This window comes from Brassicibacter mesophilus, assembly GCF_050433385.1.
In the GTDB taxonomy this organism is placed as follows: Bacteria; Bacillota; Clostridia; order Tissierellales; family Proteiniboraceae; genus Brassicibacter; species Brassicibacter mesophilus.
The window spans coordinates 60,459-78,107 of sequence record NZ_JBNPXI010000015.1; the positions used below are offsets into that span (position 1 = coordinate 60,459).

General features: G+C 31.7%; 17 protein-coding genes and 1 riboswitch. Of the genes, 9 read left to right on the forward strand and 8 right to left on the reverse strand.

Annotated features, from left to right (window positions below; all coding sequences use genetic code 11):
* Positions 1-85 precede the first annotated feature (85 nt).
* Positions 86-1,519, forward strand: coding sequence for a M28 family metallopeptidase (locus HNR33_RS15045; protein WP_429084810.1), 1,434 nt, complete (start codon positions 86-88; stop codon positions 1,517-1,519).
* A 131-nt stretch (positions 1,520-1,650) separates the two neighbouring features.
* On the opposite strand, the gene thiE is transcribed toward HNR33_RS15045, so the two are convergent.
* The 5 genes from thiE to thiW are packed head-to-tail and all read right to left on the reverse strand — an operon-like array spanning position 1,651 to position 5,581.
* Positions 1,651-2,283 carry a thiamine phosphate synthase gene (gene thiE, locus HNR33_RS15050; protein ID WP_429084812.1) on the reverse strand — a complete coding sequence of 211 codons (633 nt, stop codon included), beginning with the start codon at positions 2,281-2,283 and terminating at the stop codon, positions 1,651-1,653.
* A complete protein-coding gene (gene thiM / locus HNR33_RS15055) occupies positions 2,276-3,085 on the reverse strand; it encodes a hydroxyethylthiazole kinase (protein ID WP_429084814.1) in 810 nt (269 codons plus the stop codon). Before thiM ends, thiE begins: the two co-directional genes overlap by 8 nt.
* Positions 3,046-4,281, reverse strand: coding sequence for a putative hydroxymethylpyrimidine transporter CytX (gene cytX / locus HNR33_RS15060; RefSeq protein ID WP_429084816.1), 1,236 nt, complete (start codon positions 4,279-4,281; stop codon positions 3,046-3,048). The genes thiM and cytX overlap by 40 nt, the downstream gene beginning before the upstream one ends.
* The gene (gene thiD, locus HNR33_RS15065; RefSeq protein WP_429084818.1) at positions 4,274-5,080 is read right to left on the reverse strand and encodes a bifunctional hydroxymethylpyrimidine kinase/phosphomethylpyrimidine kinase; all 807 of its coding nucleotides are present in this window, start codon (positions 5,078-5,080) and stop codon (positions 4,274-4,276) included. The genes cytX and thiD overlap by 8 nt, the downstream gene beginning before the upstream one ends.
* Positions 5,081-5,095: 15 nt before the next feature.
* On the reverse strand, positions 5,096-5,581 hold the full coding sequence (gene thiW / locus HNR33_RS15070; protein WP_429084820.1) for an energy coupling factor transporter S component ThiW: 486 nt from the start codon (positions 5,579-5,581) through the stop codon (positions 5,096-5,098).
* A gap of 95 nt (positions 5,582-5,676) precedes the next feature.
* Positions 5,677-5,787, reverse strand: a riboswitch (TPP riboswitch).
* A 480-nt stretch (positions 5,788-6,267) separates the two neighbouring features.
* Here thiW and HNR33_RS15075 point away from each other — a divergent pair.
* Positions 6,268-7,476, forward strand: coding sequence for an MFS transporter (locus HNR33_RS15075; protein ID WP_429084822.1), 1,209 nt, complete (start codon positions 6,268-6,270; stop codon positions 7,474-7,476).
* Positions 7,477-7,499: 23 nt separating this feature from the next.
* On the opposite strand, the gene HNR33_RS15080 is transcribed toward HNR33_RS15075, so the two are convergent.
* The gene (locus HNR33_RS15080) at positions 7,500-8,057 is read right to left on the reverse strand and encodes a hemerythrin domain-containing protein (RefSeq protein WP_429084824.1); all 558 of its coding nucleotides are present in this window, start codon (positions 8,055-8,057) and stop codon (positions 7,500-7,502) included.
* A 227-nt stretch (positions 8,058-8,284) separates the two neighbouring features.
* On the opposite strand from HNR33_RS15080, the gene HNR33_RS15085 reads away from it, so the two are divergent.
* The 4 genes from HNR33_RS15085 (at position 8,285) to HNR33_RS15100 (ending at position 13,171) form a co-directional block, all read left to right on the forward strand.
* A complete protein-coding gene (locus tag HNR33_RS15085; protein WP_429084825.1) occupies positions 8,285-10,396 on the forward strand; it encodes a ribonucleoside triphosphate reductase in 2,112 nt (703 codons plus the stop codon).
* 24 nt (positions 10,397-10,420) lie between these two features.
* On the forward strand, positions 10,421-11,104 hold the full coding sequence (locus HNR33_RS15090) for an anaerobic ribonucleoside-triphosphate reductase activating protein (protein ID WP_429084827.1): 684 nt from the start codon (positions 10,421-10,423) through the stop codon (positions 11,102-11,104).
* A 178-nt stretch (positions 11,105-11,282) separates the two neighbouring features.
* Positions 11,283-12,539, forward strand: coding sequence for an MFS transporter (locus tag HNR33_RS15095; protein WP_429084829.1), 1,257 nt, complete (start codon positions 11,283-11,285; stop codon positions 12,537-12,539).
* A gap of 35 nt (positions 12,540-12,574) precedes the next feature.
* Positions 12,575-13,171 (forward strand): helix-turn-helix domain-containing protein, encoded by a 597-nt coding sequence (locus HNR33_RS15100; protein WP_429084831.1) that lies wholly within the window; start codon positions 12,575-12,577, stop codon positions 13,169-13,171.
* A gap of 30 nt (positions 13,172-13,201) precedes the next feature.
* Here the strand turns inward: HNR33_RS15100 and HNR33_RS15105 are convergent, their stop codons facing one another.
* Together HNR33_RS15105 and HNR33_RS15110 are read right to left on the reverse strand one after the other, a co-directional pair.
* On the reverse strand, positions 13,202-13,939 hold the full coding sequence (locus HNR33_RS15105) for a 4Fe-4S binding protein (RefSeq protein ID WP_429084833.1): 738 nt from the start codon (positions 13,937-13,939) through the stop codon (positions 13,202-13,204).
* 181 nt (positions 13,940-14,120) lie between these two features.
* On the reverse strand, positions 14,121-14,933 hold the full coding sequence (locus HNR33_RS15110; RefSeq protein WP_429084835.1) for a DUF2935 domain-containing protein: 813 nt from the start codon (positions 14,931-14,933) through the stop codon (positions 14,121-14,123).
* A gap of 217 nt (positions 14,934-15,150) precedes the next feature.
* Between HNR33_RS15110 and HNR33_RS15115 the strand changes: the two genes are divergently transcribed.
* The 3 genes from HNR33_RS15115 to HNR33_RS15125 all read left to right on the forward strand — a co-directional run bounded on the left by HNR33_RS15115 (position 15,151) and on the right by HNR33_RS15125 (position 17,629).
* Positions 15,151-15,843: a response regulator transcription factor gene (locus tag HNR33_RS15115; protein WP_429084837.1), complete on the forward strand. Its 693-nt coding sequence runs from the start codon at positions 15,151-15,153 to the stop codon at positions 15,841-15,843.
* A gap of 1 nt (position 15,844) precedes the next feature.
* Positions 15,845-17,263 carry a sensor histidine kinase gene (locus tag HNR33_RS15120; RefSeq protein WP_429084839.1) on the forward strand — a complete coding sequence of 473 codons (1,419 nt, stop codon included), beginning with the start codon at positions 15,845-15,847 and terminating at the stop codon, positions 17,261-17,263.
* 123 nt (positions 17,264-17,386) lie between these two features.
* Positions 17,387-17,629, forward strand: coding sequence for an SHOCT domain-containing protein (locus tag HNR33_RS15125; protein ID WP_429084841.1), 243 nt, complete (start codon positions 17,387-17,389; stop codon positions 17,627-17,629).
* Positions 17,630-17,649: the final 20 nt, after the last annotated feature.

Here is a 17,649-nt window from a genome sequence, read left to right on the forward strand (position 1 = left end):
ATAATATAAGTATAACAAAAATACCATAAGTTTGAATAAACGAAAAAAACAGTAAATATGATTTAATTATTAGGGGGGATTATTATTGAGGAAAAATAAAGGGATAGCTATAGTGATGTCTTTAATCATGCTAGTATCTATTTTAGGTGGATGTACAAATGATAGTTATACTGATAATAATAAGGAAAGTGAAGTAAATTTCAGCAGCATTAATGTATCTCTTTTAAATTCAAAAAATATAATGAATACAATAAAAGAGCTGTCTTCAGAGAGATATAACGGAAGACTAGCAGGTACGAAAGGAAACGAATTAGCAGCAGAATATATAGCAGGTTACTTTAAAAAAGTTAAATTAGAATCGCCTAAAGGGCTAGAAAATTTTAGACAGAGCTATACACAGAATGTCAGGTTTACAAATAGTGCACCTAAGTTAGGTATTCTAGATAACGAGGGGAATTTAATTAAAGAATATAGTTATTTAGAGGACTTTTCTGTGCAAACATTCATAACTGCTTTGAGTATAAAGGGAGAAATAAAAGGAAAAGCTGTTGTAATCGAAACTGTCGAGCAGTTGTCAGAGGATACAGAAAAACTAAAAGACAAAATTTTGCTTATACCTGAAGCTGTAAATAATAAAATTGGCACTAGGACTCTAATCACTCGTATATTAGAGTCTAGAATGAATGTAAAGGGTATTTTGTGTGAAGTAGATATATCAAGTCCTAATCATAGATATAATGCATTTGTAGTGGGGCCCAATGCTCAACCCGTAGCTATATTCAATAATAGTGCACCGATGATGTTCATGAGTGATGCAGATTCATTCAAAGAAATGAAAACAGCTGCTAAAAAAGGTTCTGACTTATATATGAAAGCAGACTATTCAGTAGAAAATGTAACAGCTTCTAATATAATTGGGTTAATGGAAGGTAATGATAAGGAGTTAAAAAATGAATTCATTATCATAGGTGCTCACTTTGACCATGTAGGTGATAATAAAAATGAAACCTATAATCCTGGTGCATTTGATAACGGTTCTGGTACTGCAGCAATAATGGAAATAGCTAGAGTGTTAAAAGAAAACAAGATTAAGCCAAAGAAGTCTATACTTTTTATAGCTTTTAATGGAGAAGAAGAGGGATTGTATGGATCACACCATTATGCAGACCACCCTGTATACCCACTAAATGACAAGACTGTTATGATAAATCTTGATATGGTCGGTTCAAAAACACCTATACCTTTGAGTATAGAAAGCTTTGACAGCACTAATACTAAACTGAGAGATAAATTATATAAATATGCTAAGGGATTAAATGTCGAGAGCATTGCAGATGTAGGTCAAGGAAGTGATCATGCGCCATTTGCAGCAAAAGGTGTAGATGCAGTTTGTTTAATACACATGGATTTGAAGAATGGATACCATACACCAAAAGATACTATTGAAACTGTTGACGAAAAAAGAGCTGAAGAAGTTGTTAAGCTTGTACTATTCTACTTAGATAAGAATGCATACTAAAATAGATGTTAAAAATTCAAATATAAATTATAAATAATTAATCTTAGATAAATACAAATAAGAGTTGCTATATAAATAGGAGATGACCTATTAAGTCATCTCCTCTAAAATTTTGTAGAGCTTACTTTTGCTTACTTTGAAATTAAGCTGTGAAGGTTCTTGGCCGCAAGGCAGATATCATTTTTCCCTAGAATAGCTGAAACAACAGCAATACCGTCAGCTCCTGTATTTATTATTTTTTTTGCGTTTGTTTCATTGATTCCACCTATACCAACTACAGGTATTCGTACGGATGATTTTATTTGTTCCAACTCATTTAAATTTACACTTTCAGTATCTTTTTTTGTTTTTGTTGGGAACATGGCCCCTACTCCTAAGTAATCAGCACCTTGACTTTGTGCTTCGAGTGCTTCATTAAGACTTGATGTAGATGCTCCTAAGATTTTATCAGGACCTAATAGTTTTCTGGCAACATTTATTGGAATGTCATCAGGACCTATGTGAAGCCCATCTGCATCTATAGCTAAAGCTATGTCTAGTCTGTCGTTGATTATAAGAGGTGTATTGTACTTATCAGTTATTTTCTTAACTTTTAATGCTAAATCGTAAAATTCTCGAGTTGTTGTGTTTTTTTCTCTCAACTGTATTAAACTTACGCCACCTTGTATAGCTTGCTCAATACTTATATACAAATCCTTATTTCCTAGAATATTCCTATCTGTAACTAAATACAATGCATAATCAATATCTGATTTATTAATCACTTATTTCACCTGCTTTCATTATAGTATCTGAAGTCATATTATAAATAGTATCAAACAAATTCACTTTGAAGCTCCCTAATCCTTCACTACACTTTAATGATTTGAAAGCTATTTCACCTGCTATACCCATCGATACTACCCCTCCTATAGCTCCTATGAGATAATCACTAGTTACACCACAATATGAAGCAATTAAAGAAGATGTCATACAACCTGTTCCTGTTACCTTTGATAATATTTCATGTCCATTATTTATATAAAAAGTCTTATTTCCATCTGATAAAATATCTTTTTTGCCAGTTATTGCAACTACACAGTCTAACTTTGATGCCAGTTTTTCTGCAACTTCTGTACAGCCTTCGTCGCTTGCTATTGAGTCTACTCCTCTAGTACTGACTTCAAGCCCAGATAAAAATTTTATTTCGGACATATTTCCCTTTAGTACAGATATTTTTACGTTATCTAAAATATGGTTTACTGCTTGACTTCTTAATGTAGTTGCTCCAACACCTACAGGGTCAAGAATAACAGGTACTTTTAATTCATTAGCCTTTTTTCCTGCTAATATCATAGAATTAACTGAGTCCTTACTTAAAGTGCCAATATTTAGAACTAAGGAAGATGACATAGCTACAACTTCTTCTACCTCAGATTCATCATATGCCATAATTGGTGAACCACCTATGGCTAGAGTTATATTTGCACAATCATTTATAGTCACAAAGTTTGTAATATGATGAACTAGCGGCTTTCTTTCTTTTATTATTGGCAGCAGTCTTGAGACTTCTTGCAGTATTTCCATCCTGACATCACCCTCCAACTTAGACAGTATATTATTGAGGTTATAATCATAACAGGAACTGTAGAACCGATTATAAAATCAAACTTAACAAATTGATAGTATAGTATGATCCCAATTATCCATACTATTGTTGCACCCCAGTTAATAAGAAGATTATCTTGTAGCTTTCTATTCTTTTTGATTATAAAGTAATCAGTTAGAAGAACTGCAAACAGTGGAGCAAATACTGAACCTATAGCATATAAGAAATTTTCATACTGCTCAATAGGTAATAATACTGCAATTATAGTCCCAATACCACCCATTATTATTGCTATTTTTCTTTCATCAAGCTTTGGTAGAATATTTAGGAATGTAACGCCTGCAGAATAGGCATCTAAAAATGTTGTAGTTACTGTAGATAGAACTATAATACCAAGAGCAACTACACCTAAATTAGCAGCAAGCATCATAGCGCTTGGATCTGGGTTTTCAGCTACTATGGCTGCTCCAAGTCCTATAACGTACATCCAGCAACTACCAATGAAATATCCAGCAAAGCTTCCTATGATACCATCTCTTTTTTTCTTAGCATATCTAGTATAGTCAGCAATTAATGGCAGCCATGAAAGAGGCATTATTACATTAAGCTCAATAGCAGTTCCAAAAGTCATATTTCCAGCAGGTATTTTAGTAAATAATTCACTATTTCTAAATACAACAGTACTTAGTACAATGGTTAGTATAAATAGAAGGGAAACAGCTATAAGATTAAGCTTTTTCCAGCCTTTTTTACCTATTACTATCCAAAAGCATATTAGAGCACCTATTAGTAAACTCCATACAGTTATATTGTCAAATGACCACAGAATTTTAGTTATTTGATTTACTGATCTTGCTCCTGATATTATCATTACTGCAGTCCAACCGATTAGCTGCATCACATTCAAAATAGAGAATAAATATGAGCCATATAAACCAAATGATATTCTAGTAGACATTATAGATGGCAGCTTCTCTTTTATCCCAATGACTCCACCTAATATCAGAATAGTTGTACCAATTAAATGGCCAATAAGAATTGCAATCAAACCATTTTTGAATCCTATTGGGGCTAATAGTCCACCAGTAAGAATTTCAGCTATTGATATAGATGCACCAAACCAAAGCATAAAAAAACTTATTAATGAGAGGTTACTGTTTTCTGTATTATTCATTTATTACACCAGCCCTTTTGTATAAAGTATAAAAATGATTTGTAGGGCCAACGCCTTTGCCTAGAGATAATGAATGCTTTATTGCTGTAGTTATATAATCTTTAGCATTAGCAACTGATATTTCTATTGAATAGTCTTTAGCAAGATTTGAAGCAATGGCTGATGATAAAGTGCATCCAGTACCATGAGTATTTTTTGTATTTATTCTTTCTGTTTTAAAATATTTGAATTCAGTGCCCTTATATAGAACATCAGTAGCATCATTTTCCATGTGGCCGCCCTTTATAAGTACATTTTTTGCCCCTAATGCATGTATTTTTATGGCAGCTTCTTGCATTTGCTCTAAATTGCTTATACTCATCCCAGATATAACTTCAGCTTCTGGAATATTTGGCGTAGCTATTGTAGCTAAAGGTAAAAGTTCACTTATCAGAGTTTCTTTTGCTTCCGGTACAAGCAAATCATATCCACTTTTTGAAATCATAACAGGGTCTAGTACAATATTTTGAGGATTGTATTTCTTTAGCTTTCTTGCTATAGCCTTTATAGTATCTATCTGTGAAACCATTCCAATTTTTAAAGCATGTACTTCGATATCATCAAATATTGCATCAATCTGTCTTTCAATCATATCTACGGAAATATCTTGTACCCCAAAAACTCCTTGAGTATTTTGAGCTGTAATAGCAGTTATTACACTCATTCCAAAAACACCGTGAGCAGAGAAGGTTTTTAAATCTGCTTGTATTCCAGCTCCGCCACTACTATCTGAACCAGCTATAGTTAATACATTTCTCATTATGAGCACCTCTTTTTATATATTTTTAAGTATTTTACTTGAATCTAAAGCTTTTAATAGGCCGTAACCAATTATTGTACCTCCAATTGTACTTACCATGAAAGGCAATACGAAGAATAATATTGCTACATCTTTACCCATGAATAGCTTTGCTACTGGATATGCAGCTAATGCACCTAAAAAACCAGTTCCCAATACTTCACCTAATGAAGCTATTGATTGTTTGCCAGTTTTTTTGTATAAGAAACCAGCTAAAAGTGCACCAATCATACTACCCGGAAAAGCTAGCAAAGAGCCCGTACCAAGAATATTTCTAAGTAATGAAGTTAAAAATGCATTGGCAACTGCATACCAAGGTCCTAGAATTACTGCAGATAGTATATTGATAGTGTGTTGTATAGGGAAACATTTTGCCACACCAACAGGAATATAAAATATATGACCCGTTAATGTACCGAGTGCTATGAGAAGAGCAGATAAGGTAAGCTTTTTTGTCTTCATAAACATCCCTCCCTTCAAAAAAATATTTGTACTAGAGGATGTTGGGATAAATAAAAAAGCATAAACCCCAGAATAAGGATTTATGCTTAAACTTAAACATAAATATATAACTTTCCTACGCTGGCATTATCCAGATCAGGTTGAGGGTCAAAGACTTTATAGGGTCTTTATCTCAGCTGGCCTTTCCAGCCCCCCTAGTACATAATCGCGTTTTCAATTTTCATAACAATATTAACACATATATCAGTATTGTTCAATAATAAAAATTCTTTTATTGACTGATATATAATGTACATTAATAGTATTGTTCGAATAATAGAAATGTTATATAATTATAGTATTAGGTTATAAGGAGGTGTAAAGATTGAACTTTAAGTGTATGGTTGGTATTTTGGACTATTTGTATACAGTTAAGTCTATAACACATGTTGTTAGGTATACAAGGGAGGAGTGTGTCCAAAAACAAATATTATGTCAACCACGTACTAGTGAAATCTTTACATAGGCTTGTTGTTCAGTAAACATATATACTAATATATATCGTTATTGCATAATATTATTTTTGATATATGGCCCTAAGTAAATTTTACTTAGGGGTTTTTGTATGCATTCTTGGTGGGAGGGAGTAAATATAATTAGAGATTAAGAATAAAAAACTATGATTTATGAATTAGGAGAGATAAAGTATGGATTATATAAATAGATTAAAAAGCAATATTAATAAGAACTATGTATTTGTTTTATTAAAAAATTTGGATTTAACTCAGGGTATTTGGATGATATATTTAGCGACAAAAGGAATGTCATTAGTACAACTAGGGATGCTTGAAGGTATTTTTCATGTTACTTCATTCTTGATGGAGGTTCCAACTGGGCTTGTAGCAGATATTTATGGGAGGAAAACTAGTCGTATTTGTGGAAGACTATTTTCTCTAATTAGCATAGCACTAATGATATTTTCAGATGGGTTCTATTTGTTTGCATTATCATTTGTTTTTTCTGCACTTTCATATAATCTTGAGTCAGGTGCTGGAGATGCGCTGATATATGATTCACTAAAAGAAGTAGATGAAGAAGAAAAATATATGAAAGTGGCTGGTAAGCAGGAGGTATTTTTTCAGTTTGGAAAGGTGGTTGCTTATATTGTAGGTGGTTATTTAGCTACTAAAAGCTACTATTTCGCATTTTCAGTGACTGCATTTTTTATTATAGTAACAATTATTCAAGCTTTTTCATTTACTGAGCCTGATATTGAGCTTGGGCATAAGCATGAGGATACTATTGCTACAATACTAAAAAAACAAGTTACAGATAGTCTTAAAGCAATAAAGGAAAATAAAAAAGTAGGTTTTTTTATAATCTTTACAGAGATTATATTAGCTTTTGGAACAAGTTTATTTTTCTACCTTCAGAATTATTTAAAAGACAGTGGATACACTGAGTTAAACATAGGAATAATGTTTGCAGCATCTTCATTGATTGAAGCATTTATTGCTTCACAAGCTTTCAGAATTGAAGGATTTATAAAAGAAAAAGGGATACTGCTTTTTATGCCTATATTGTGTATGGGTTGTGTTTGGGGAATTGCTTTGAGTGGGTATCCTTCAGTATTCTTTATACTTATGATGGCGGTAGAAGGGTTAATTTATGTTGCAATGAGTGATTATATAAATAAGCTTATTCCTAGTAAAAACAGAGCGACTATATTATCTCTTTCTAGTATGGTTTTTAGTTTCTTCATGATATTTATTTTTCCCATGATAGGTAAAATTGGTGATATATACTCATTAAATATTGCATTTAGATTTCTAGCAGTAATTGGCTCAATATTAGCTGTATCAAATTTTTTATTAGTGCTAAAACTAGAAAATAGAAAGCAGCCAGTAGATATATAAAATAAGTGGTCCATATGGACCACTTATTTTATATATTTTTCTTCTAGCTTATTTACTAGTTCAATATACTTTTTCTTTACTTCAATATGCTGTTTAGTTTCTTCAAAGGTTTCAAACTGCCTATCAAGCTTTTTAAGAGTCTCTTTTTTAAGGTTATTGCTTGCAAATTTGTATATCATATTATCTTCTTTGTCTATATGCTTATTAAGAAGATTTGCGTATCCAACTGCATTTGCTATTATGTCAATTGTTGCTTCATTATTACCAGCTTGATGAGCTTTAAGTGCAGCTTCAAGCTCTCTAACAAAGCTCCTACCATAGTCATGCTCAATGAACATTCCCTGAATAGGTCCTTTTCCTATCTTTTCAGATAACTCAGCATCCATGTCTTTAAACAGCATATCTTCTTCCTTACCATGATGATATTTATCAGCATAGTTTCTTATGAAATCAATTATGGAATAAAGATCATCATAAGGAATTTCTATTCCTTCAACTATACTTAGGCATATTTTTCTTACAATCTTAAGTATTTTTTTGATATTTTTATGCTCATTTACCAATATGTCTATTGAATTCAAAGTATTCACCTCTGTAAAATTTGTATATTATATTTATATCCCTATTTTGATAAATTAATCATACTCAAATAAACGCTAGTTCTTCTGTCCTAAATTAAAAAAATGGCGGTAGAAATATGAGAACATAAGTTGTATGTATTGGATAATTATTTTATAATAAAAGTGGGCCATATACTATATATACTGTATGTGGCCCATTACTACCACAATATAAAGGGGTTGATGGCTTGATTACAAGGATTCAGAAGAGAAACGGAGATATTGTAGACTTTGATATTTTAAAAATAGAAAATGCAATATTTGCAGCAGCTAAGTCAGTTGGAGGAGATAACAGAGAAGAGGCTAATAAGCTGGCAGAGATGGTTGAAGGCATAGTAAATGAGGCTTTTGGAGCTAGTATTCCTACTGTTGAAGATATACAGGATATAGTTGAAAAGGTTCTAATAGAAGAAGGACATGCAAAGACAGCAAAAGCATACATATTGTATAGAAGAAAGCAGGAAGAACTGAGAGATGTAAAGAACTTATTTATGGATGCTGAAAGCTTAATAGACGAATATGTTTCCTTAGATGATTGGCGTATTAATGAAAATGCAAATATGGGCTTCAGTCTTCAGGGACTTAATAATCATATTGTTGAATCAATTACAAAAAAATACTGGCTTAATAAAATATATCGAAAAGAATTGCGAGATGCTCACATTAAAGGAGATTTACATATACATGACTTAGGCCTGCTAGCTCCATACTGTTGTGGATGGGATTTAGAGGCATTATTGATAAAAGGTTTTAAGGGTGCAAGTGGTAAAATTGAATCATCCCCAGCTAAACATTTACAGTCTTTCTTGGGGCAAATAGTTAACTGGTTGTATACACTACAAGGAGAAGCAGCAGGTGCTCAAGCAGTAAGCTCATTAGATACATATGCTGCACCATTTATATATTATGATGAACTAGAATATGATGATGTAAAGAAAATAGTTCAAAGCTTTGTATTTAATCTTAATATCCCAACAAGAGTTGGATTTCAAACACCATTTACAAATGTGACATTAGATATTACTCCACATCCTATGCTTAAGAAGATGGATGTAATAATTGGTGGAAAAAGAATGGATAAACAGTATGGTGAATTCCAAAAAGAAATGGATATGTTCAATAGAGCATACTGCGAAGTTATGATGGAAGGTGATGGTGCAGGCAGAAGCTTTAGTTTCCCTATACCTACTATAAATATAACTAGAGACTTCCCATGGGACTCAGATGTAGCTAATAATATTATGGAGATGACAAGGAAGTTTGGTACGCCATATTTTGCAAACTTTGTTAATAGTGACTTGGACCCAGAGGATGTAAGAAGTATGTGCTGTAGGCTAAGATTGGACAATAGAGAGCTTAGAAGAAGAGGCGGAGGCTTATTTGGTGCAAATCCACTTACTGGGTCAATCAATGTTGTTACGTTAAATATGGCTCGTATAGGCTATATTTCAAAATCTAAAGAAGAGTTTAAAAAGAGAGTAAGAGATTTAATGGAGATAGCTAAAGAAATATGTGAGGCAAAAAGAATAGTTCTTGAGAGATACATGGATGTTGGTCTTTATCCCTATTCTAAGTATTATTTACAAGCTATAAAGGATGCTGAGGGAGAATATTTCAAAAACCACTTCAGCACCATAGGACTTAACGGAATGAATGAAGCCTGTATCAATCTGTTAGGTGAGGACATAACTACTGAAGAAGGAAATGAATTTGCTGTTGAAGTAATGGAGTTTATGAACAAAGTTATTCAGATATTCCAAGAAGAGACAGGAAGTCTATGGAATCTTGAAGCGTCTCCTGCAGAAGGTGCCGCATATAGATTTGCCAGAATGGATAAGAGAATGTTCCCTAAAATAGTTACTCAAGGTACTGAAGAACCTTATTATACAAACTCTACTCAATTACCTGTAGGGCACACTGCAGATGTTTTTGAGGCAATAGAACTACAAGAAAGATTACAAACCCTGTATACTGGAGGCACTGTATTACATGGTTTCTTAGGAGAAGAAATAGATAGTGTTGAAACGACAAAGCTGCTTGTAAAAAGAGCTTTTGAAAACAGTAGAATACCATACTTTACTGTTACACCAACATATAGTATTTGTCCAGATCATGGATATATAAAAGGAGAGAAATTTGCTTGTCCTGAATGTGGAAAAGACACAGAGGTTTGGACTAGAGTTGTAGGGTTCCATAGACCTGTGCAGGCTTGGAATAAGGGCAAAAAAGAAGAATTTAAAGACAGATTAGAATTTGATGTAGATGATAGCTTAAATAAAAAAGCTAAGCAAGCGGTTTAATATATAATATTAAGAGGTGTAAGTATGAAGTTTAAAGGGCATCAAAAATCATCTTTTATAGATTATCCTGATAAGATATGCACTGTATTATTCACTGGAGGGTGTAATTTTAGATGTCCATTCTGTCATAATTCTGGGATTGTGTATAATAATGGAGAAGACATATCAGAAGAATATATATTTGAATACCTTTCTAGAAGACATAAGTTGATTGATGCAGTTTGTATCTCTGGTGGAGAACCTACAATTCATAATGAACTTGTAGAATTTATCAAGAAGGTAAAATCTATGGACTATTTAGTTAAGCTAGATACAAATGGTACTAATCCTAAGATTCTCACAATGCTATTGGAACAGAATTTGTTAGATTATATTGCTATGGATATAAAGGCGCCGTTAGAAAAGTATAGTAAAGTAGCAAATATATCTGTTGACATAGATAAAATAAAAGAAAGTATAGATATTATTAAAAGTTCCGATATAGACAATGAATTTAGAACCACAGTGTGTAAAGAGCTTTTAAGTACTGGGGATATATTAAGTATAGGTGAATATATTAGAGGAGCTAAAAGATATACAATACAAAACTTTAGAGATTCCGATACTGTGCTAGATGGGAAAGGTAATTTTACAGCATTTAAAGCACATGAATTAAGTGAAATAGAAAGCCATCTTAAAGACTATTTTGATGTTTTAAAAATAAGATAGTACTTTAAAATATAAAATTAGATCAAAAAATACAGGATTGAATAATCCTGTATTTTTTTGTGGGAAAATAATAAAAATATTTAAAAAATTAGTATTGACAAATAAGTTACTTAGGCATTAAAATTTATTTATCGTTAAAATTATTTTAACGATAAATAAATTTTAATGGGGGTTCTTTATGGATCGTGCTGCTAGCAAAAAAATTGACTTAAAGGATTTAACTGCATATAAGAGTTTTATACAGCTTTTATTGGCAAGCGTTATTTCAAGATTTGGTGATTCTATTGATTCTATAGCTTATTCTCTTATGATTTATGAATTAACAGGTTCTACATTGTTATTAGGAACAATTTTTGCTGTAAATGCCATACCAGGTATTGTTCTAAGTCCATTCTCAGGAGTATTAGTTGATCGCTTTTCTAAGAGAAAAGCTGCAGTGTTTGGCGATATTGGGAGAGCCCTTGTTGTTTCTTTAACTGCATATTTGTATCTAATAGGAAAATTAGAGCCATGGCATTTGTTTATTTTTACATTTACTAACTCTACTTTTGAAATATTTGCTAAACCAGCCAAAACATCATTATTGCCTTTAGTACTTCCTAAAGAGCTTTTTTTAAGTGCTAATTCTTTTACTACATCAACTACTTCATTCGCAGAAATATTAGGGCTTGGAGCTGCAGGATTAATTATTGGGGTATTGGGATACTCAGGAGCAATATTTATTGATGGATTGACATTTCTATTATCTGCTGTATTAATATATTTTTTGAAAGTTGAAGAGCCTGAAGTTCATAAAGAGCCGTTGAATATGAATAATTATTTTAGTGAATTAAAAGAAGGATTTATATTTGTTAAAAGTCAAAACATAGTGATGATTTCATTGGTGCTATTTGCATTTATTAACTTCTGTCTTTCACCAATCAATGTATTACTTCCTGCATATGTAAAGGATGTTTTAAGTTTAGGACCTGATGGATATGGAATTATTGCTATGGGCTTTCCTATTGGTATGATTTTAGGAGGGTTAGCAGTTGCACAATTTGGCTCAAGATTTAGAAATTCTACTCTTGTTTCAGTAGGATTAGGAGGGGTTGGATTGAGCTATGCTTTATTTAGTTTACCTGGGTTATTAACTATAGAGTATCCTTTATCAATTATTATAGCTGCAGTATTATTTTTTATAATTGGTTTCTTTTTCCCAGCAGTATCTGCTCCATTGAGTTCACATATGCTCTCAAATACACCTAAAGAAATATTAGGTAGAGTTATATCATTAGCAGGAATGATGACTTTAAGCGCTATGCCAATTGGCGGTGCATTAACAGGATTGGTTTCTGAAACTTTCAGCATAACAAGTATATTTGCTGTAATGGGTATCTTTATAGTAATAGTATCTGTTTTACCTCTTATAAACAAGGATTTCCGAAATGCATAGAAATCTAGTATAATAGAGAGTAGAGGTGATAAATAATGGAGGAACAAAAGATTCTATCTACTCTTGAGGAAATAAGAGCTTTTTCAGATCCATACAGGCTTCAAATATTAACTCATTTTGAGAATATTGGCAGACCTGCTACAGTTAAGCAGATTGCAGACCTTATGAAGGAAATACCGTCTAAAGTCCACTATCATGTAAAAAAGATGGAGAAGTATGGTTTGTTACACATAGTACATACAGAAGAAATCAATGGTATAGTTGCGAAATACTATGAACCTACTGCTGAAGAGTTTATCATCAAACATAAAAAACATGGGAATTGTATTGATAAAGTAGCCTTAAGCGAGGCTGAAAGAGCTATTTCTGTAATATATGATGAAAGTAAAAATGTGGTAATAAAACAGTTAGGTCGTATGGCTGAATTAGATAAAGAAAAAGACACCAAAAAGGATTTATATACTGGTGGATTTATGAGTGACGAAATTTATTTAACACATGAGGAAGCACAGGAAGTGTCAGAGCTATTAAAAACAGTTAATAAAAAATATGGAAATAGAAAGAAAAATGATAATGAAGAGGCTATAAAATATCACTTATTTACTGTGATTATGCCTGTTATCGATGAATAAAAAATCTAAATCCGTGTGGATTTAGATTTTTTATTTGGTAGTATTTAAGCTATGTTCAGCCTCGAGTGAAAGTATTTTGATAGGACAGTTTTCAATGCATCCTGAACATTTTATGCAATCTTCATGATTGAATTGTTTGCTTGTAGAAAAATTTGAATGTGGACTTAGTTGTACTGGACATGCTCTAGAACATTTACCACATTTTAAACATTTATCATGATCTGATATCGTGACCTTCTTGTCTGTTAGCTTGGCAATTCCTATTGCTTTACCAAGTTTATAAGGAAGTTTCTGTATGGTTCCCATAGGGCAGAAGCTGCACCAAGTACGAGGAGATATGAATATGCTAAGTATACCACCTACTACAGCCACCATCAGAAAGTTTACTGAAAATACTAAGCCAAGTTTATCCCAAAACTGCATAGTACCGTATAATGAAAATACTTTTGTTAACTTCCTAGTCAAATTAAACCCAAACCATAATAAAAATGCTATAGAAAGAAAATTTGACTTAAAAAATGCTGGTATTTTTTTATTTTTACTAATAGAACCTAAGAGTGACTCAAATAAACTACTGTGTGGACAGAAGTTACCGCACCAGTATTTACCCTTAAAAATTGGGAGAATAAAAAGTGTTGCCATAATAGGTATTGCTAATAATCCCAACTTTGGATACCACAGCCCTCCTACTGCTACTATTAGTGTAAAAATCCATCCGTACTTTTTAATAATCTTTGTCTTATCAGTTTTTGTGAAAATCAATTCCATGTTAAAATACCTCCTTATTGTGAATACTATTAAATTGACTGAATGGATTATCAGCAAACATACCCTGAGGGGGTATATTACATTATACTAAAGAGGATTGTTTTTTGTCAAAAGTTTTTTATAAATTTCTATAAAAAAAGCATGTCATGATTTTGACATGCTTAGATATTATTTATATCGTTTATTTTCTCTCATTTGGTTTTTTACTAATTCCTTTTATTAAGTCTTGTTGTTCTTCTAATTCATGTAAAAATTGCTCTGCTTCCCTTAAAACATGATCTGCAAGAAGTTCTGGTATTTCACCAAGCAATTTACATTCGCTAGTTAAGTCTTTTGCAGTTTTTTTGAAATCTCTTAGTTTTTGTGTAGCGTCTATAACCTGTCCAGTAAATCTCTCAATAGTTGGTATTATCATATAAGACGGTGCTATCATTCCTTTGAGATCTACAGCCTGACACCTTAAATCATCGAATAGATCGCTAAATTCTCTTGACTGTTTTTCAAATAAGCGCTCAGAAGGGTCAAGTAGATGAACTATAAATTTAGAGTGGTCTGCCATAATTCTCGTCCAGAATGCTTGCTCTGACATAATCTTATAACCAGGAATATCAACTACTCCTGTTTGTAGTTTTTCGAGTTCTCTAGTAAAGTGAATCGCTTCTCTTCTAATATGATCTATTAATAAAGCATATAGATTTTGAAGAGGAGTTTGGCATGTTAGATTATATTGAAGGATTTCTGTTTTATAATTAATATAGTTTTTATTTAGATATATAGCTTGATTGTTTAGATTTCTTACTTCTTCTTCAGTAAGTAGTCTTCTCTGATACCATTTTTTTAGTAAAGTGTCATATTGCATTTCAAAATATTTAGCTTTCTGTATCAATTCGGGTTTTAAGCATGGTAGTCCCATTGCTATAAATATTGCGTGTTCTTTCATGATTCTCAGCCAAAAGAGATTTAACTCTGTTGATTTTGATATATAATTATTCACTACCTTCACCTCGATTTAATAGTTTATAGAAAATAAAATACATTCATATTTTTTCACTTTATACTATGCTATTTAAGTTAATATTGTTCAAAATCATAGGTATACTTAATTAATTGATTTTTTGTTATTAACTTCATAATTACTTCAAACTTTTAGGGTATATTATAGTTGTATTTTATTAATAGAAAATAATGTATTATTAAATTGAGGTGATGTCATGGATGAAATAGCTAAGAGTATACTAGTAGTAGATGATGAGGAACAAATTGTTGAAGTAGTGAGTGCATATTTACAAAAAGAAGGATATAAAGTCCATAAAGCATATAGCGGGAATGAAGCGCTAAAGCTATTTAGTGATGAAACTATAGATTTTATAATACTTGATTTGATGCTTCCAGATATTTCTGGAGAAGATATTTGTAAGAGAGTTAGAGCTAAATCTCAGGTACCAATATTAATGTTGACTGCGAAAACCGAGGAAGAGTACAGGGTAACTGGACTTTATCTTGGAGCAGATGATTATTTAATTAAACCCTTTAGTCCCAAAGAGCTAGTTGCTAGAGTTAAAACTATTCTTAGACGAGTAAGTGAAGCAATAATAAAGGCAGATATTATTCAATACAATAACGGAGATTTATTGATTGATATAAATAGTATGGAAGCAGAAAAAAATAATAAAGTAATAGATTTGACACCAACTGAGTTTAAGCTGCTATCAATTCTAGCTCAAAATCCAGGAAAAGTATTTAGTAGAGACGAGCTGGTTATAAAAGTTCTTGGATATGACTATGACGGTTATGATAGAACTATTGACACACATATTAAAAATATAAGGCACAAGATAAATGACGATAATTATAAATATATAGGAACAGTCTATGGAGTCGGATATAAATTTATGGGGGATTAATATGCCTAAGAAGTTGAAAACTAGAATAATTATGATGATTTTAGGAGCAATAATTATATCGATTGCTTTAGTAAGCATTGTGACGAATATTACAATCTTTAGAAAATTTAATTTATATATGAAGGATGAGCAAGCAGAAAGAGTAAAAGATATAGTTGAAATGATTAATAAATCATATTCTGTTGAAAGTGGATGGACCAATAAAGCTTTAAATAATATAAATGCCTCTCCTTTGATAGATGCCTTTGACATTGTTATAAAAGATGAAGATGAAAATATTATTTATACCCACTATCAACAGTCAGATATGATAGAAATGCATAATCAAATGATGAGAAGTATGGGACACAGTATGATGGGAGGAATGAGTAATAATATTAGTAGAAATGAAAATACTACAGTAGAGAATTATGACTTAGAGATGAATGGAAAGAGAATAGGAACGCTAGAGATTGGATATGAAGGTCCATTTATTATATCTCAAAGAGAAATAGATTTTACAAAAGGCATAAATACTTCTATATTTTATGCTTCTGCAATTGCAATTATTGTGGCCATTTTTATAGGAATTCACACTGCTAATATCATGTCAGAGCCTATTCTTAAAATTACGAAGGCAGCCAATGGAATTAGAGAAGGAAGACTAGATACTTCTGTAAATATAAAGAATAAGACTGAAGAGCTTCAGGAACTGTCAAATTCTATTAACCATCTAGCTAAATCATTGAATGAACAACAAAATCTTAGGAAAAGATTAACTACAGATATATCGCATGAGCTCAGAACGCCGCTTACAATATTGCAGAGTCATTTTGATGCCTTCAATGATGGCATATGGGAGCCGACTGATGAAAAATTAGATATCTGCAAGAATGAAGTCGTCAGATTGATTAAGCTTGTAGAGCAGCTGAAATATCTTACTGACATTGAAAACCATAAAATAACACTTGAGTTAGAAGAGTATGACTTATCAAAAAACATTGATCAGTTAGTAGAAAGTTTTAGATATCAATTTGATATTAAAGGAATTAATTTAAGAAAAAATATAAAAGAAAGTGTTACTGTTGAAGCTGATAAAGACAAGATAAGTCAAATTATGATAAATATTATTTCAAATGCTTTAAAGTTTACTTATGAACATGGAACAGTTAAAATTGTCCTTAAAGAAAACTATGGCCAAATTACAATAGATATAATAGATACAGGGATGGGTATATCAAGTACGGATTTACCTTATGTTTTTGAAAGATTGTACAGAGGAGAAAAATCAAGAAACAGAAAGACTGGTGGAGCTGGTATTGGACTAACCATAGCTAAGTCTTTAATAGAAGCACATGGTGGAAGTATATCTGTTGATAGTGAAATAGGGAAAGGAACAAAATTTTCATTATCAATTCCTCAAAAACAAAAATCTTCATAATTCCTTCACATATAAACTTTAATATAAAATTATAAATATTATACATGACTCATATGAAAATTTGGATATGAGCAAACATTTTTTTTATTCATATTTGATGCTGAGAAGAAAGGAGGATTTTTTATGATGAGATTTGGTTACGGAATTGGAGCAGGATGCGGAATGTTTGGAGGTGGTTTTATGATGATCATTCCAATATTATTAGGTGTTCTTTTAATATATGTTATACTTAAGGGAGTCAATTCGCATAGTAATGCTAGATTTTCTTCAAATAGCGTTGCATTAAACATTCTAGATGAAAAACTTGCAAATGGTGAAATAAGTGAAGAAGAATATAACAGAAAGAAGAAAGTACTAAGAGGATAGTATTAAAGGTCTAATTCTTA

Coding starts and splice junctions, on each gene's coding strand:
- HNR33_RS15100 (WP_429084831.1), top strand. CDS start 12,575: ATGGAGGAACAAAAGATTCTATCTACTCTTGAGGAAATAAGAGCTTTT.
- HNR33_RS15120 (WP_429084839.1), top strand. CDS start 15,845: ATGCCTAAGAAGTTGAAAACTAGAATAATTATGATGATTTTAGGAGCA.
- HNR33_RS15115 (WP_429084837.1), top strand. CDS start 15,151: ATGGATGAAATAGCTAAGAGTATACTAGTAGTAGATGATGAGGAACAA.
- thiD (WP_429084818.1), bottom strand. CDS start 5,080: ATGAGAAATGTATTAACTATAGCTGGTTCAGATAGTAGTGGCGGAGCT.
- thiW (WP_429084820.1), bottom strand. CDS start 5,581: ATGAAGACAAAAAAGCTTACCTTATCTGCTCTTCTCATAGCACTCGGT.
- HNR33_RS15105 (WP_429084833.1), bottom strand. CDS start 13,939: ATGGAATTGATTTTCACAAAAACTGATAAGACAAAGATTATTAAAAAG.
- cytX (WP_429084816.1), bottom strand. CDS start 4,281: ATGAATAATACAGAAAACAGTAACCTCTCATTAATAAGTTTTTTTATG.
- thiM (WP_429084814.1), bottom strand. CDS start 3,085: ATGGAAATACTGCAAGAAGTCTCAAGACTGCTGCCAATAATAAAAGAA.
- HNR33_RS15125 (WP_429084841.1), top strand. CDS start 17,387: ATGATGAGATTTGGTTACGGAATTGGAGCAGGATGCGGAATGTTTGGA.
- HNR33_RS15090 (WP_429084827.1), top strand. CDS start 10,421: ATGAAGTTTAAAGGGCATCAAAAATCATCTTTTATAGATTATCCTGAT.
- HNR33_RS15095 (WP_429084829.1), top strand. CDS start 11,283: ATGGATCGTGCTGCTAGCAAAAAAATTGACTTAAAGGATTTAACTGCA.
- HNR33_RS15075 (WP_429084822.1), top strand. CDS start 6,268: ATGGATTATATAAATAGATTAAAAAGCAATATTAATAAGAACTATGTA.